Source organism: uncultured Microbulbifer sp., assembly GCF_913055755.1.
Taxonomy (GTDB): domain Bacteria; phylum Pseudomonadota; class Gammaproteobacteria; order Pseudomonadales; family Cellvibrionaceae; genus Microbulbifer.
Genome location: NZ_CAJXKH010000012.1, coordinates 33,929 through 50,718, shown reverse-complemented (window position 1 = coordinate 50,718; position 16,790 = coordinate 33,929). Strand labels below are relative to the sequence as shown.

Sequence of the window (16,790 nt, the reverse complement as noted above, 5' to 3'; positions counted from 1 at the left end):
CGGATACGGTGCCGTGTAATTACGAGGACCTGGACGAGGCGGAGCTGGTAGTGTTGATCGGTTCCAACGCGGCCTGGACCCATCCCATTCTGTTCCAGCGCATGCAGGCCGGTGAGGCCAGGCTGGTGGTGGTGGACCCGCGCGGCAGCGCCACCAGTGAGATGGCGGACATGCACCTGGCGATCACGCCGGGCAGTGATGCGGCGCTGTTCAATGGCCTGCTGCATTACCTCAGCGAATCCTGTGCGCTGGATCACGGGTTTATCGACAAGCACACCGAAAACTTTAGCGATGCACTCTACGCTGCCGCGGAGTGGACGCCGGAAAAGGTGGCGGACTACTGCAGCGTCGATCTCGCACAATTGCTCGATTTCTACGAGCTGTTCCGCACCACGGAAAAAACCGTGAGTTTCTATTCCCAGGGCGTCAACCAGTCCAGCAGCGGAACTGACAAGAACAACACCATTATCAACTGCCACCTGGCGACCGGCAGAGTCGGCAAGCCCGGCTGCGGCCCGTTTTCCATCACCGGCCAGCCCAATGCCATGGGCGGGCGCGAGGTGGGCGGGCTGGCGAACATGCTCGCCGCGCATATGGATTTCACCGGAGACAATATCGACCGCGTCGGTCGTTTCTGGAATGCCGAAAATATGGCGAAGGGCCCGGGCCTGAAGGCGGTGGATCTGTTCGATGCGATCGACAGCGGCAAGGTAAAAGCCGTGTGGATCATGGCCACCAATCCGGCGGTGAGTATGCCGGATGCACGCAAGGTGGCCGCAGCGCTGAAAAAGTGCCCCACGGTGATTGTCTCCGACTGTGTGGCGGACACCGATACCGCGCGCTGCGCCGACCTGCTGCTGCCCGCAACTACCTGGGCAGAGAAGACCGGTACCGTGACCAATTCCGAGCGCCGCATCTCCCGGCAGAAAGGTTTCCTTGCAAAACCCGGCGAAGCCCGCCACGACTGGGAAATCATCTGCGAGGTGGCCCGCCGCCTCGGCTATATCGATGCCTTCAGTTATCGGGGTCCTGCGGATATTTTCCGCGAACACGCGGCGCTGTCCGGTTTCGAGAACAACCGCGACCAGGCCGGGCGCGCCTTCGATATTTCCGCGCTCGCGAATATCAGCGATGCGGAGTACGACAACTTTACCCCAGTGCAGTGGCCGGTCACCCGGCAAAGCCCCGCCGGTACCGCGCGCCTGTTCGCCGACGGGAACTTCTACACCCCCAGTGGCCGCGCCCGTTTTGTCGCCGTCAGTCCCCAGTGCCCGAAACAGGAGATCCGCGAACAATACCCCCTGGTACTGAACAGTGGCCGCTTAAGGGACCAGTGGCACACCATGACCCGCACCGGGCGCGCGCGCAAACTGCTGGATCACAGCGAGGCGCCGGAGGTGCACGTACACCCGCAGGAAGCGCAAAGGTTCGCGATCGAAGACGCGCAGCTGGTACGTATTGAAAGCGAGAAAGGCCAATTCTTCGGCCGCGCCAGGGTTACCGCCAGCCAGAAGCCCGGCCAGCTGTTCGCCCCCATCCACTGGAGCGACAGCCTCGCCCACAACGCCACCGTCAGCGCCCTGGCGATGTCCGTTACCGACCCTTTCTCCGGGCAGCCGGAGCTGAAGCAGATGGCAGTCACGATCGAGCCCCTGAACGCCCACAGCTACGCCTGCCTGCTGCTGCGCAGCAAAACCGCAGCAGAACTCCACAGCCGCTTGCAGGCCGGCGACAGGTTGCTGCAGGAAACCATACTGCACTGGTACCGGGTACCGGTAGAGGGTGGCTACCGGTTCGAGCTGGCACTGACCCGCAAACCGGACTGGCAGGCCATTGCCGACAAGCTGTTCGCCTTGAACGGCCAGCAACTCCATCGCCAGCGCCTGCAATTACCCAGCGGTGAACGCTGGCTGCTGCACAGCGAGCAGATGGAGTTACTGGTATTCACCAGCGCCGACTGGCAGACCCTCCCGGACCGCAAAACCCTAGAGGACGCACTGCAAAAGCCCCTGCCGGAAGTACCGGCCCAGCTACTGCAGAACGTCCCCGCCGGCGCCCAGATGGTATGCACCTGCCTGCAGGTCTCGCGCAAGGAAATCGAAGCGGCCATTGCCGACGGTGCGGCAACGGTAGATGAACTGGGAGAACTACTGGGCTGCGGTACCAACTGCGGTTCCTGCAAACCGGAGATCTCCGCACTACTGAATACCAATCTCGCAGTAGCAGTCGGTTAAGACTTTCGCCCTAACTACTGAAGCAATAGCAGCACTTGGCAAGACCTAGCCGAGACAGCTATCTTCCCAACCAGATAGTTAAAAATAGGGCATGAGAAATGGCCGACACCTGTGCAGAAAATGGATTGCGCTCCGTAGAGGCCGCAAAACAGGAACTCATCGACAGCATTTCGCCAATTACCGGCTGCGAAACCATTCCCCTGGGCCGGGCCTCCGGTCGGGTGCTCGCCGAACCGGTCATCGCCGCACTCGACCTCCCGCCGTGTGACAACTCCGCCATGGACGGCTATGCCCTGTGTGGGGAATCTGCAAGCTACACGGTGATCGGCAAAAGCCTCGCCGGGCACCCCTTCAACGGTACCCTGGAACCCGCCCAGGCCGCCCGTATCACCACCGGCGCCGCTGTGCCCCCGGGGGCCGACCGGGTGCAGATGCAGGAAAACTGCACCCTGGACGGCGACCAGCTCAGCATGAGCCGTCCGGCAAGACCCGGCGAGAACATCCGCCGGCGCGGCGAGGACGTGCACACCGGGCAGAGCCTCATTCCCGTGGGCAGCAAGATCAAGGTTCCCCATATCGCCCTGCTTGCCGCCGCCGGCGTAGCGGAAGTCACCGTTCTGCGTAAAATCAAGGCCGCCCTGCTCTCCATCGGCGATGAACTGAAGCCCATTGGCACACCGGTATCAGAACTGGGCGACGGCGACATCTACGACAGCAACCGCATCGCATTGAAAGCGGCACTGGAACAGCTGGACGTGGAGGTTCTCGATCTCGGGTGCTGGCCCGACCAGCCTGAGAAAATTCGCGAGGCATTTATGCAGGCCCGGGACAATGCCGACTTCGTGATTACCAGCGGCGGTGTATCCGTGGGCGAGGCGGACTACACCAAGACGGTGTTGCAGCAGCTGGGGGAAATCGGCTTCTGGAAACTGGCGATCAAGCCCGGCAAACCGTTTGCCTTCGGCAGGCTGCCGAAAGCCGATGGAGAAGCCCTGTTTTTCGGCCTGCCCGGCAATCCGGTTTCCGCCATTGTCACCCTGTACCAACTCGTGCTTCCGGCACTGGAGAAGTTGTGTGGCACCGCCGGGCAATACCGGCAACCGCCCGTGCAGCTGCGCGCGCGGCTGTTGAATGCCATTCGCAAGAACCCCGGGCGCACGGATTATCAGCGGGGTTTTACCTACCGCGACAGTGACGGGATTCAGGTAGTGGGAACCCGCGGTATTCAGGGTAGCCATATTCTCTCCGGCTTCGCCGAGGCCAATTGTTTTGTGGTGCTGCCGCGGGAAGGCGGAAATTGTGAGACCGGCGACTGGGTGACGGTGGAACCGTTTCAAGCGCCGCTGAAGTAACTTTTTGACGAATCAATACACATGAACAGCGATGACAGCAGCGCTCTGACGAGCGAATCCCCAGCCGATCCCAGCGAACGCGTGCAGCGAAGCAATATCTGGCGGCTCACCATTGCCCAGGCCCTGGCCGGGGCAAATTCCGTGGTGGTCTATGCCACCGGCGCCATCGTCGGCAACACCCTCGCACCCTCGCCACTGCTGGCCACCCTGCCCCTGTCCATTTTTGTCGTCGGCATGGCCGCGTGCATCCTGCCGGCGGGCGCCATCGCCGGGCGCTACGGCCGCCGCGCCGCATTCCTCGCCGGCACCGCTGCCGGCGTACTGTGTGGACTCCTGTCCATGTACGCGATGATCGTCGCGTCCTTCTGGCTGTTCTGCCTGGCCGCCTTCTGCGGCGGCGCCTACGCCGCAGTGGTGCTGTCATTCCGCTTCGCCGCCGCCGACGCCGCCGCGCCGGAACGCAAGGCCCAGGCACTGTCACTGGTAATGGCCGGGGGCGTGGCGGCGGGGGTAATCGGCCCACAGCTGGTCACCTGGACCATGCACCTGTGGCCGCAGCAACTGTTCGTCGCCACCTTCCTGATCCAGGCCCTGGTCGCCGCCGCCTGTGGTGTCATCCTGCTCGGGGTGCGCCTGCCCAAACCCACCGCCGCGGAACAGGCCGGCGGCAGCCCGCTCGCCACCATCGCACTGCAACCGCGCTTTATCGCCGCCGCCACCTGCGGCGCCGTCTCCTATACCCTGATGAACTTCCTGATGACCGCCGCCCCGCTGGCGATGCACATGCACGGGCACTCACAGGAAACCGCCAACCTCGGCATCCAGTGGCACGTCATCGCCATGTACGCCCCCAGCTTCTTCACCGGCAAACTCATCACCCGCTTCGGCGCCGGCGCCATCACCACTTTGGGACTGTTACTCACCGGAATATCCGCCGTCATCGGCCTCGAAGGCGTCGGCGTGGTGCACTTCTGGAGCATGCTGATCCTGCTGGGCATCGGCTGGAACTTCGGCTTCCTCGGCGCCTCCACCCTGGTACTGGAAAGCCACCGCCCGGAAGAGAAAACCCGCGTGCAGTCCTTCAACGACTTCATCGTCTTCGGACTCATGGCCATCGGCTCCTTCGCCTCCGGCGGCATCCTCGGCGCTTACGGCTGGAACACCGTACTCGCCGTATCCTTCACCCCCCTGGCACTCGCCGCCGTTGCGATTATTTTCGCCCGACAAAAAGGAAGTGCAGCAACGGTAAATTGATTCCCGAAGTGGAGCACTGCGAGCTCGCCGAACCGCGCCAGCCTGCAATGCTATAATCCGCGGCCAACAAAGACCGAGCCAGATAGAAGTACCATGAGCCGCAGCCGCTACGAGAAATTCAAGCAGGTGCTCCGCCAGCGCCAGCACGACATGACCCTGCTCACCGACCAGGTACACAAAGCCCAGAACATCTCCGCCATGCTGCGCACCGCCGACGCCGTCGGCATCCCCGAAATCCACATGGTCCAACCCAGCTACGGCCACCTGCTCTACCACAACACCGCCGGCGGCAGCGGCCGCTTCACCGGCAACGCCGTCTACCCCGACATAGAAACTGGCATCGCCGAACTCAAAAACCGCGGCATGCACCTCTACGCCGCCCACTGGTCCGACCGCGCCATCGACTTCCGCCAGGCCGACTACACCAAACCCTTCGCCCTCATCATGGGGGCCGAAAAACACGGCCTCAGCGACTACGCCGCCGAACATGCAGACGACCACGTCACCATTCCCATCATCGGCATGGTGGAGAGCTACAACGTCAGCGTCGCCGCCGCCATCATCCTCCAGGAAGCCATGCACCAACGGCAGAACGCCGGCATGTACGACGATAAAACCCTGGACGAAGACGACCCGGCGATCAAAGAAATCCTGTTCCGCTGGATGCACCCGAAAATGGTCAAGTACTGCGAAAAGCACGGACTGGCATTTCCGGAACTGGATGAGGACGGCGACATCATCCCACCGAAAGATGCCAAGTACCGGCAACCTGACCAGTAGCCACAAAAGGTCAACTTGAAGGCACAGATAACGGGTACACCTTTGCGAGACCTTCGAAAACAGGGATGTTTTCGAAGAGCCCCCAGGGATGGGTGCACGGCGTGTCTCGCAAAGGTGTACCCGGTAGCTGTGCCGCCACCAGACTTCCCTGCCGCCACCGCGCCACCGAACGTTCAGACAACCACCTCACCCTACAGCGTTGCTTTGCCCACCCTCCCAATCTAATCTGTGCACACCTAATTCGAACACTCTTGCACCCAGGAGGACACAGTGCACACCGAAGAAATCGAATACACCATCGATGGCGAATCCTTCACCGGCTACCTCGCCTACGACGACAGCATCGAAGGCAAACGCCCCGCAATTATCCTCGTGCACGAATGGTGGGGCATGAATGACTTCACCCGCGAAGAAGCCGAACGCCTCGCCGCCGAAGGATTCACCGCCTTCGCCCTCGACATGTACGGCACCAACATCGGCGCAGACAACCCCACCGACGCCGCCGCCCTCATGAACAAAACCCTGCAAACCGAAGGCGCCCCGCTCAAACGTTTCCAGGCCGCCCTCGACCTCGTCAACCAGCACGAAACCGTAGAAACCGGCGAAGTCGCCGCCCAGGGCTACTGCTTCGGCGGCGCCGTCTCCCTCACCATGGCCCGCCTCGGCCTGCCCCTCAAGGGCGTCGTCAGTTTCCATGGTGCACTGCAAACCGACGTAAAAGTACAGCCCGGCGATATCAAGGCGCAATTGCAGGTCTACACCGGCGGAGATGACGACATGATCCCCGCGCAAGATGTCGCCAATTTTGTTATCGAAATGCAGACCGCCGGCGCGCGCTTTGACCTCATCAGCTACCCCGGTGCCAAACACGGCTTCACCAACCCCGCTGCCACCGGCCGTGGGGAAAAGTTCGGCATTCCCCTCGCCTACAACGAAGAAGCAGCCAACGACGCCTACGAAGGCGCAGTGGCGTTCTATAACAAAATTTTCCACATCTAAACCAACCGCCGCTTCCTCCCGGCGCACAGCGGTAGCGCAAGCCACAGGCTTCAGTGCAAAATGGCTACCGCAAAAACGTTCCAGGGGGGAAAGCGTGCAACCGATCATATCCGTACAGGGTGTCGGTAAAACCTATGCCGGTGGTTTTACCGCACTCAAATCCGTCGACCTCGAAATCCAGCGCGGGGAAATCTTCGCCCTGCTCGGCCCCAATGGCGCGGGCAAAACCACGCTGATCAGCATCATCTGCGGTATCGTCAATGCCAGCAACGGCACCGTACTCGCCGACGGTCACGATATCCAACGGGAGTTTCGTGCCGCGCGCAGCAAGATCGGACTGGTTCCCCAGGAACTTTCCACCGACGCGTTTGAAAATGTCTGGGCCACCGTCTCTTTCAGCCGCGGCCTGTTCGGCAAGGCCCCGAATCCCGCCTATATCGAAAAAATCCTGCGTCAGCTCTCCCTGTGGGAAAAGAAAGACAGCAAGATCATGGCGCTGTCCGGCGGCATGAAACGCCGGGTGATGATTGCCAAGGCACTGTCCCACGAACCCAAAATCCTGTTTCTCGACGAACCCACAGCCGGCGTCGATGTGGAATTGCGCCGGGATATGTGGGAAATGGTGCGTGAACTGCGGGAATCCGGAGTGACCATTATTCTCACCACCCACTATATCGAGGAGGCCGAGGAAATGGCCGATCGTATCGGCGTGATCAATCACGGTCAGCTGGTACTGGTGGAAGAAAAAAATACCCTGATGCGCAAGCTGGGCAAAAAGCAGCTGGCGATCCAGCTGCAAAACCCGCTGCACGAGCTGCCTGCAGCGCTGACAGAGTACGCACTGGAAATTACCGACGAGGGCTATCAACTGACCTACACCTTCGATACCCAGCACGAAAGTACCGGTATTGCCGAACTGCTGCGCAACCTCAACCAGCAGGGTATCGAGTTCAAGGACCTGCACTCCAGCGAGAGTTCGCTGGAAGAAATTTTCGTCAACCTGGTGAAACAGAGCCAGAGCGAACGCCTGCAGTCAGAGTAATATCGGGGGAAAAATGAATATTTACGGCATCCGCGCCATCTACAAATTCGAAATGGCCCGCACCGCGCGCACCCTGATGCAGAGCATCGCCTGGCCGGTGATTTCCACCTGCCTGTACTTTATCGTATTCGGCACCGCCATCGGCAGCCGCCTGGGAGATATCGAGGGGGTGAGTTACGGGGCGTTTATTATTCCCGGCCTGATCATGCTGTCACTGTTGTCGGAGAGTATTTCCAATGCCTCCTTCGGGATTTTCTTTCCCAAATTCAGCGGCACCATCTACGAGGTGCTCTCCGCGCCGGTATCGGCATTCGAGATTGTGGCCGGTTACGTGGGCGCGGCGGCAACAAAGTCGGTGATTATCGGCCTTCTGATTCTGATTACCGCGCGCTTCTTTGTGGACTATGAAATTGTGCACCCGATCTGGATGTTCAGCTTCCTGGTGCTGACCGCGGTAACCTTCAGTATGTTCGGGTTCATCATCGGTGTGTGGGCGGACGACTTCCAGAAGCTGCAGATCATTCCGCTGATGGTGATCACGCCGCTGACCTTTCTCGGCGGCGCTTTCTATTCCATCAATATGCTGCCGGAATTCTGGCAGAAGGTGACGCTGTTCAATCCGGTGGTCTACCTGATCAGTGGGTTCCGCTGGGCCTTTTACGGGGTCGCCGATGTGCATGTGGGTATCAGCCTGGGCATGACCCTGCTGTTTCTGTTGCTGTGCATGCTCAGCGTGTGGTGGATTTTCCGCAGCGGTTACAAGATCCGGACCTGAGGAACTAGAAGTCATAGTGGCGGTGCCGCTATCAAGGGGCGCTTTCCAGGACACGCCGTAAACCCATCCATGGGGGCTCGGCTGCGGCCATCCAGGCCGCAGACGGTCCCGCAAAGCGCCCCTTGATACCGCCACCTTCTCAGCCTGGTGACTCGCTATTGGCCAGGATAAATTTCACTTCCCATAGGCGTGCGTAAAAACCCGCACCGCCTCCGCAACATGCTCGCGATTGTCCTCTCTGCCCGGGGTGGGACAGCAACCCAGCATAATCTGGATATGTCGGCAACCGCCCTGCAACATGCCGAAGTACAGTTCCGCCGCATGCAGTGTATCCGGAACCCTTAGCATCCCCAGCGCATTGGCGCGGTCGAGGAAGTTCGCCAGGGCATTCTGGGTGCGCTGCGGCCCCGCCTCGTAGAACAGCTGCGCCATCTGCGGGTCCTCCGCACCGATGGCATTGATCAGGCGCATCAGCCGCAGTGAGTCCTCGCTGTAAATCATCTCCAGAAACGCTTCGCCGATGCTTTGCAGCGTCTCCGCCACCGATCCGCCCGGTTCCAGGGTGAACATCGGCAGCGGCATCAGGTTTTCGCACTTGGCCTCAATGGCGGTGATATACAGGGTCTCCTTGTCGGAGAAGTGGTTGTACACCGTCAGCTTGGATACCCCGGCGGCACTGGCGACGGCATCCATATTGGTGCCGGCAAAGCCACGGGTGAGGAACAGTTCTTTGGCCGCTTCGAGAATGGCCTGCCGCTTGGCGGGATCCTTGGGGCGCCCGCGGGTTGCACCGGGCAGGGTTTGTTCGGACATGGTGTGCTCGTGTTGCTCCCGCGTTGCCCGCGCAGATGTGGCGCACGGTATAACATCCACCGAATTAGTGGACTCGCGAGTTTAATATAATTACTATACTCGCCAGTATAGCATTTATGGCTTCCCCCGGCGCAAAGAACCACACGGGGGAACCAGCCGTACCACTGTACCAGTTCGACGCCGGAGCCAGAACCATGGCGTCAATTTCACCGCAGCCACCGAAAACACAAGGAAAGAGGTGTCCATGAAACCCGTAGTGACCCGCTCCCGGCGCGCCTTCGCACTGCTTGCGGCGGTGCCGGCAATACTCGCGCTCGCGGCCTGCTCGCCGGCAGAGTCCAGCCGCGAGACCCCACCCAAACCCGCCATTGTGGTACAGCCCAAGGCCTCCGGCAGCCAGACCGCGGTGTATCCCGGTGAGGTGCGCGCCCGCCACGAACCGGCGCTGGCATTTCGCGTCGGCGGCGAAGTCACCCAGCGGCTGGTGCAGGAAGGTGACCGGGTAAAAAAGGGCCAGGCGCTGGCAACGCTGGACGCAGAGGATCTGGCGCTGCAGCGGGACAGCGCCCGGGCGCAGCTGGCAGCAGCGCAGGCAGAGCACCGCAACGCCCGCAGCGAAGCCGACCGTTTCCGCACGTTATTTGAACGCAAGCTGGTGGGAGAATCCCAGTTCGACGCGGCGCAAACCCGCCTCGACGCCAGCGCGGCGCAGCTGACCCGCGCCCGCTCACAACTCGAAGTCGCCAGTAACCAGGTGGACTACGCGACCCTCAGGGCCCCCCGCGATGGCGTTGTTACACAGCGCATGATCGAGGTCGGCCAGGTGGTTTCCCCCGGGCAGGCGGTATTTCACCTGGCGGTGGACGGCGAACGGGAAGTGCACATTCACCTGCCGGAACAGCAGATCGACCAGTTCCGGGTGGGCCAGGATGTCACCCTGGAACTGTGGTCCAGGCCCGGCGCACCGTTTCCCGGCCAGATCCGCGAAATCTCCCCCGCCGCAGACAGCACCCTGCGCACCTTTGAGGCCCGCGTCGCGTTCAACCACAGCGATGCCGGCGCCGAGCTGGGCCAGAGCGCCCGGGTGTATATCCAGGGTGGCGGCGACAGCGATGCTCACGCCGGTGAGCAGCAACGCACCCTGTCGGTACCGATGGCGGCAGTGACCGCGGATAACGGCAGTGCGCATATCTGGAAACTGGACCGCGAGACCTCCACCCTGCACCGGGTTCCGGTGGCGGTCAGCAGTTACGGCGCAGAAACCGCACTGGTGCGCGGCGATATGCGTGCGGACGACTGGATCCTCGCCGCCGGCACCCAGCTGGTGCGGGAAGGCCAGCGGGTAAGGCCGGTGGACCGCAACAACCGCCCCATCGAATTTGGCACGGACCTGGCCCTGGGACTCTGATAGTCCCGGCCAGCCAGTCCCCTTCGCCATTTCCTTCAAGCGCAGTTTCAGCCGGAACCAAGACCATGCGATTCAATCTTTCCGAGTGGGCGTTACACAACCGCCCCCTGGTGCTCTACGCCATGATCCTGCTCAGCGTACTGGGCGCCGTTTCCTATACCCAACTGGGACAAAGTGAAGACCCGCCATTTACCTTCAAGGTGATGGTGGTGAATACCGTCTGGCCCGGCGCCTCCGCCGAGGAAGTTTCCCGCCAGGTGACCGAGCGCATCGAAAAGAAACTGCTGGAAACCGGCGAGTACCAGCGCATCACCTCCTTCTCCCGCCCCGGGCAATCCCAGGTGATGTTCGTGGCCCGCGACAGCATGCGCTCCAGTGAAATCCCGGACCTGTGGTACCAGGTGCGGAAAAAAGTCGGCGATATCCGCCACACCCTGCCACCGGATATCCAGGGCCCGTTCTTCAATGACGAATTCGGCACAACCTTCGGCAATATTTACGCGCTCACCGGCAAGGATTTCGACTACGCGCTGATGAAGGATTACGCCGAGCGCCTGCAGCTGGCACTGCAGCGGGTTGCGGACGTGGGCAAGGTGGAACTGCTGGGGCTGCAGGACGAGCGCATCTGGGTGGAAATTTCCAACACCAAACTCGCCTCCCTGGGTATCTCCCTGGCGGCGGTGCAGGGGGCGCTGCAGCAACAGAACAGCCTCGCCGACGCCGGCTTTGTCGAAGCCAGCAGCGACCGCGTGCGCCTGCGCGTCAGTGGCCAGTTCCGCTCGGTGGAGGAGATCCGCAAATTCCCCATCCGCGCCGCGGGCCAGACCCTGCATCTCGGCGACATCGCCGACATTTACCGTGGCTTCAGCGATCCGCCGCAACCGCGCATGCGCTTTATGGGCGAGGATGCCATCGGCCTCGCGGTCTCCATGAAACAGGGCGGGGATATCCTGCAGCTGGGCAAAAACCTCGATGCCACCTTCGCCGAACTGCAGCAAGATCTGCCGGTGGGACTGGAGCTGCGCAAGGTTTCCGACCAGCCCGCAGCGGTCAAACGCGGGGTGGGCGAGTTCCTCAAGGTCCTCGCAGAAGCGCTGGCCATCGTCATGCTGGTGAGTTTTTTCTCCCTGGGCCTGCGCACCGGTCTCGTCGTCGCGCTGTCGATTCCGCTGGTGCTGGCGATGACCTTCGCGCTGATGAATTACTTCGGCATCGGCCTGCACAAGATTTCCCTCGGCGCGCTGGTACTGGCGCTGGGGCTGATGGTGGACGACGCCATCATCGCGGTGGAAATGATGGCGATCAAAATGGAACAGGGACTGAGCCGGATCAAGGCCGCCGGCTTCGCCTGGACCAGCACCGCGTTTCCCATGCTCACCGGCACCCTGATCACCGCCGCGGGTTTTCTGCCCATTGCCACGGCCGAGTCCGGCACCGGGGAATACACCCGCTCGATTTTCCAGGTGGTCACCCTGTCGCTACTGGCGTCCTGGGTTGCGGCGGTGCTGTTTGTGCCCTACCTGGGTGACAAACTGCTGCCCAACCTGGCCCGCCACGACAGCAGTGGCGCCGTGCACGATCCCTACAGTAAACCTTTTTACCAGCGTTTTCGCGCGCTGGTGCAGTGGTGCCTGCGTTACCGCAAAACCGTGATTGCACTCACGGTGCTGGTTTTTGTCGGCTCGCTGGCACTGTTCCGCTTCGTGCCGCAGCAGTTCTTCCCCTCCTCCGGTCGCCTGGAACTGATGGTGGACCTGAAGCTGAGTGAGGGCGCCTCGCTGACGGCGACGGAACAGCAGGCGGCAAGACTGGAAACCCTGCTGGCACAGAACCCGCAGGTGGAAAACTATGTGGCCTATGTGGGCACCGGCTCGCCGCGCTTTTACCTGCCGCTGGACCAGCAGCTCCCCGCCGCCAGCTTTGCCCAATTCGTGATCATGACCCGTTCCGTTGACGAGCGGGAAGCCGTGCGCAGCTGGCTGATCAGCACCCTGCACGAACAGTTCCCCGCGGTGCGCACCCGGGTATCGCGCCTGGAAAACGGTCCGCCGGTGGGCTATCCGGTGCAGTTCCGGGTCTCCGGTGAACACATTCGGGATGTGCGCGAGATCGCCCGCGAGGTGGCGGCGAAGGTACAGCAGAATCCTGCGGTCACCAATGTGCACCTGGACTGGGAGGAACCCAGCAAGGTGGTGCGGCTGGATGTGGACCAGGAACGCGCACGCGCACTGGGAGTGAACAGCAGCGAGCTTTCCCGCGCGCTGCAGGGCTCCCTGTCCGGAACCTCGGTCGGCCAGTACCGGGAAGACAACGAGCTGATTGCGGTGCAGGTACGGGGCGAACCCGGCGAGCGCATTGCGCTGGCCCAGCTCGGCAACCTGGCGGTGCAGACCGAATCCGGACGCAACCTGCCACTGAATCAGGTAGCGACGCTCGATTACGGTTTCGAGGAAGGCATCATCTGGCACCGCGACCGCCTGCCCACGGTCACCGTGCGCGCGGATATCTATGGCAAGCAGCAACCCGCCACCGTGGTCGGCGAAATCTGGCCGCAGCTGGCGGACATCAAGCAGTCCCTGCCGCCGGGTTACCTGCTGGAGATCGGCGGCAGTGTGGAGGAGTCCGCCCGCGGCCAGGCGTCGGTAAACGCGGGTATGCCGCTGTTTGTTCTGGTGGTACTTACCCTGCTGATGTTGCAGCTGCGCAGTTTCTCGCTGTCGACAATGGTGTTTCTCACTGCGCCGCTGGGCATTATCGGCGTCACCCTGTTCCTTCTGCTGTTCAACCAGCCGTTCGGGTTTGTGGCGATGCTCGGCACCATTGCCCTTGCGGGGATGATCATGCGCAATTCGGTGATTCTGGTGGATCAGATCGAGCAGGATATCCGGCAGGGGTTGAAGCCGTGGGATGCGATTGTGGAATCCACGGTGCGGCGCTTCCGCCCGATTGTGCTCACTGGACTGACCGCGGTGCTGGCGATGATCCCGCTCTCACGCAGTGATTTCTTCGGGCCCATGGCGGTGGCGATTATGGGCGGGCTGATTGTGGCCACCGCACTGACCTTGCTGTTCCTGCCGGCGCTGTATGCGGCCTGGTATCGGGTCAGAGAAACAGAGGCTGGTAATTTGGAGGAAAAAATCCCATCGAGTGCTAGCGCTCTTAGCTGAGGCCCTCGGAACGGAGCCCTGAACAAGCCCGGTGGCTGATTTAGTGCTCTGAACTTGCCGCGAAGGTAGTGATGCCGGGTGCAGACTTGCGAGACCTTCGAAAACAGGGACGTTTTCGAAGAGCCCCCAGGGATGGGTTCACGGCGTGTCTCGCAAGTCTGCACCCGGCAGCGCTACCGCCACCGGGTCCGACTCAGAGCGCCTTAACCGGGCCAGCTATTACTGGCTCAGGGAGTCGTAAACAATCCCCGTCCAGATATCCGGCTTCATAAAACCCTGCCCGTAGTGCTCATCGAACTCCCGGGTGGGCCTGGCCGCAATGACCTGTTCCCTGGTATTGCCGGCGTCTACCAGTGTCTTGATCTTGTTGCGCAATCGAACCATAAGGTCGTGGTACTGCTGCAGGCCTTTTTTGTCTGACAGCGGGCCGTGGCCGGGGATGATCCGGGTTTTGTCATCTGCCAGTTTCAGTACGCGGCTGGCATTGTCAATCACGCCATCGATGGAACCGCCCGCAGACAGGTCCACATAGGGGTAGCTGCCGTTAAAGAAGGTATCCCCCATGTGAATCACGTTGGCTTTCTTGAAAATGATGATGGAATCGCCGTCGGTGTGCGCCGGGTCCACGTGCTGTACCCGCACATCATCGCCGTTCCAGTGAAAGGTGGTGGCGTCGGTGAAGGTGATGACCGGGAGCGCGCCTGCCGGTGCCGGGGGGGTGGTGCGGTTCCAGAGTTTGGTGAACTGTTCCGTGCTCATGCGCTTGCGCACGTTTTCATGGGCGACGATCAATGCGCCGGTGTTGCCCATATTTTCGTTGCCGCCGGTGTGGTCGCCGTGCCAGTGGGTGTTGACCACGAAGCGCAGGGGCTGGTCGGTAATATTTTTGACCGCGGCGAGAATCTTGTCGCTCAGGGGTGCGAACTGATCGTCCACCATAAACGCGCCGTCGTCACCGGCAAACAAGGCAATATTGCCGCCGGCGCCGGTGAGCATATACAGGTTGTCGGCTACCTGTTGCGACTGGATTTCCACCTTGGAAAAATCCCGCTGTGCCCAGCTGGCGGAGGCGGCCAGCGCGAGCAATCCGCAACCCGCGATCCGTAACAGACGTTTCCGTTTCATTGATTCATCTCCTGATATTCGTGCACTTCTTCGATTACCCTGAACAGCCGATCCGGCCTGTCGGTCATGATGCCGTCGACACCCATTTCAATCAGCCGGCGCATTTCCGCCTCGTCATTCACGGTCCACACATCGATCCGCACTCCGTGATCCTGAACACTTTTCACCGCCTCCGGCGTAATCAGGGTAATGCTGTCGTACTCCACGGGAATATGCAGCGCCTGGTAGCGCGGACTGAGCAGGCGGAAGGCGCCCAGCTTGGAGGCCAGGGCGTAGAGTTTCACCTCGTCGGACCCGGCTCCGGTGGCCACGTGGGGACAGGCCTCGCGGAAGGCATCGATGGCCTGCTGGTGAAATGAGGAGACGATGACCTGATTGCTCTTGTTGAATGCCTGCAGCCTGTCACACAGCGCCAGCGCGGCTTCGGTTTGCGGCGTTTTCAGCTCGATCACCATCGGGTACTTGGGATAGGTCTGGAAGACTTCATCAATGGTGAGAATGCGCTGCGGGTTGTCGCGGTAGGGATAGGTCTCGCCATCCCGCGACCAGTTGTAGGCCACATTGAGTTTTTTCAGCTCCGCCAGGGACAACTCCCGGATTGCCCCCTCCCCCTCGGTGGTGCGGTCAACGGTGGCATCGTGCATCAGCACCAGCGCACCGTCCGCAGTGGCGTGCACATCCATCTCCAGCACATCCACCTTGCGCTCCGCCATTTGCTGCAGGAACACCGGGGTATTGCCGGGATACAGCCCCTGCCCGGAGTCATCCGCATGGGCAATCACCAGCGGCCGGCGATAACCGCCCAGCGGGTATTGCGGATACTGCAACCCGGTATCTACCGGCGGCCGCGCAACGAGCCAGCGCCAGCCGATAAATATCAGCAACGCGCACAGCAGAAAGAACAACAGTTTCTTGAGCATTCAGGCACCCAGTAGTGAAAGCAGCCTGTCCGGCCTGTTGGTCACAACCCCGTCCAGGCCGAGGTCGATATAGTTTTCCATGTTTTCCACATCGTCGACAGTCCACACGGAAATATGCAGCCCCAGGTGACGCGCAGCGGCGACAAAACGGCGCGTGTAAACCCGCAAACCGTAATAGCGCTCGGGCAGTTGCATGGTGGTGTAAGCGGGCTTCAGCAACCGCTCCAGGTGCAGGCACTGGGCGAGGTAAAACAGCAGCGCTTCCGGCAGCGTCGCCCCGGTAGCAGCTTCCGGGACCAGCCTGCGGAATTCACGGATCACGTTGAGGTGAAACGAAGACACCACCACCCGCGACGCCCGCCCGGCCCTCGCAACGGACTGGGCGAGAGACCGCGCCGCGCGCGGGTCGTTGTTTTTCAGCTCGATGATCATCGGCGTTTCGGGGAACTCGGCGAACACCTCGTCGATGGTAACCGGGCACTGCGGGTCGTCGCGATAGGGAAATGTGTGACCGTCGCGGGACCAGTTATACGCGGCGTTGAGCCTGCGCAATTCCGCGAGAGTTTTATCCACAACCGCGCCACGGCCGTCGGTGGTGCGCTCCAGCTGGCCATCGTGCATCAGCACCAGGTGCCCGTCCGCGGTAAGATTCAGGTCCATCTCCAGCGCGTCCACTCCCAGCTCCACCATCTTGCGCAGGTAGAGCATGGTATTGCCGGGATACAGACCGTATCCAGACTCATCACCGTGAGAAATTACCAGCGGACGCCTTTTGTTCGTCACCAACCACTCATTTGAATGCATCACGGGTAAAAAAACGCTCCCGGTAACAATTAGGCCTTATCGCAAGGTCAGAGTCCGGAGCAGGTGCTACGAACGACTCCAGTGGCGGCACCGCTACCGGGTACAGTCTTGCGAGAC

General features: G+C 61.4%; 13 protein-coding genes and 1 pseudogene. 10 read left to right on the top strand and 4 right to left on the bottom strand.

What is annotated here, in order from left to right; genetic code table 11:
- Positions 1-8: 8 nt before the first annotated feature.
- The 8 genes and pseudogenes from QZ511_RS04250 to QZ511_RS04220 form a co-directional block, all read left to right on the top strand.
- Positions 9-1,574 (top strand): annotated as a pseudogene (locus tag QZ511_RS04250) (molybdopterin-dependent oxidoreductase); the annotation flags it as partial.
- 522 nt (positions 1,575-2,096) lie between these two features.
- Positions 2,097-2,234 carry a (2Fe-2S)-binding protein gene (locus tag QZ511_RS16670; protein ID WP_366935618.1) on the top strand — a complete coding sequence of 46 codons (138 nt, stop codon included), beginning with the start codon at positions 2,097-2,099 and terminating at the stop codon, positions 2,232-2,234.
- A gap of 98 nt (positions 2,235-2,332) precedes the next feature.
- Positions 2,333-3,586 (top strand): gephyrin-like molybdotransferase Glp, encoded by a 1,254-nt coding sequence (glp, locus tag QZ511_RS04245; protein WP_295799422.1) that lies wholly within the window; start codon positions 2,333-2,335, stop codon positions 3,584-3,586.
- 21 nt (positions 3,587-3,607) lie between these two features.
- Complete coding sequence (locus QZ511_RS04240) at positions 3,608-4,840, top strand: MFS transporter (RefSeq protein WP_295799419.1); 1,233 nt, start codon at positions 3,608-3,610, stop codon at positions 4,838-4,840.
- 93 nt (positions 4,841-4,933) lie between these two features.
- Positions 4,934-5,620, top strand: a complete 687-nt coding sequence (trmH, locus tag QZ511_RS04235) for a tRNA (guanosine(18)-2'-O)-methyltransferase TrmH (protein ID WP_295799417.1) — start codon at positions 4,934-4,936, stop codon at positions 5,618-5,620.
- Between the two features lie 270 nt (positions 5,621-5,890).
- On the top strand, positions 5,891-6,619 hold the full coding sequence (locus QZ511_RS04230; protein ID WP_295799414.1) for a dienelactone hydrolase family protein: 729 nt from the start codon (positions 5,891-5,893) through the stop codon (positions 6,617-6,619).
- Between the two features lie 94 nt (positions 6,620-6,713).
- Entirely contained in the window at positions 6,714-7,661 is a 948-nt protein-coding gene (locus QZ511_RS04225) for an ABC transporter ATP-binding protein (RefSeq protein WP_295799412.1), read from the top strand.
- 13 nt (positions 7,662-7,674) lie between these two features.
- On the top strand, positions 7,675-8,436 hold the full coding sequence (locus tag QZ511_RS04220; protein WP_295799410.1) for an ABC transporter permease: 762 nt from the start codon (positions 7,675-7,677) through the stop codon (positions 8,434-8,436).
- A gap of 174 nt (positions 8,437-8,610) precedes the next feature.
- On the opposite strand, the gene QZ511_RS04215 is transcribed toward QZ511_RS04220, so the two are convergent.
- Positions 8,611-9,249 carry a TetR/AcrR family transcriptional regulator gene (locus tag QZ511_RS04215; protein ID WP_295799406.1) on the bottom strand — a complete coding sequence of 213 codons (639 nt, stop codon included), beginning with the start codon at positions 9,247-9,249 and terminating at the stop codon, positions 8,611-8,613.
- Positions 9,250-9,493: 244 nt separating this feature from the next.
- Between QZ511_RS04215 and QZ511_RS04210 the strand changes: the two genes are divergently transcribed.
- Both QZ511_RS04210 and QZ511_RS04205 read left to right on the top strand, forming a co-directional pair.
- Positions 9,494-10,657: an efflux RND transporter periplasmic adaptor subunit gene (locus QZ511_RS04210; protein WP_295799403.1), complete on the top strand. Its 1,164-nt coding sequence runs from the start codon at positions 9,494-9,496 to the stop codon at positions 10,655-10,657.
- Positions 10,658-10,722: 65 nt separating this feature from the next.
- Positions 10,723-13,824 carry an efflux RND transporter permease subunit gene (locus QZ511_RS04205; protein ID WP_295799400.1) on the top strand — a complete coding sequence of 1,034 codons (3,102 nt, stop codon included), beginning with the start codon at positions 10,723-10,725 and terminating at the stop codon, positions 13,822-13,824.
- 219 nt (positions 13,825-14,043) lie between these two features.
- On the opposite strand, the gene QZ511_RS04200 is transcribed toward QZ511_RS04205, so the two are convergent.
- Genes QZ511_RS04200 through QZ511_RS04190 form a run of 3 tightly spaced genes read right to left on the bottom strand, consistent with a single transcriptional unit; the run spans position 14,044 to position 16,652 of the window.
- Entirely contained in the window at positions 14,044-14,949 is a 906-nt protein-coding gene (locus QZ511_RS04200) for an MBL fold metallo-hydrolase (protein ID WP_295799397.1), read from the bottom strand.
- Positions 14,946-15,869, bottom strand: coding sequence for a glycerophosphodiester phosphodiesterase (locus QZ511_RS04195; protein ID WP_295799394.1), 924 nt, complete (start codon positions 15,867-15,869; stop codon positions 14,946-14,948). The genes QZ511_RS04200 and QZ511_RS04195 overlap by 4 nt, the downstream gene beginning before the upstream one ends.
- On the bottom strand, positions 15,870-16,652 hold the full coding sequence (locus QZ511_RS04190) for a glycerophosphodiester phosphodiesterase (RefSeq protein ID WP_295799390.1): 783 nt from the start codon (positions 16,650-16,652) through the stop codon (positions 15,870-15,872).
- Positions 16,653-16,790: the final 138 nt, after the last annotated feature.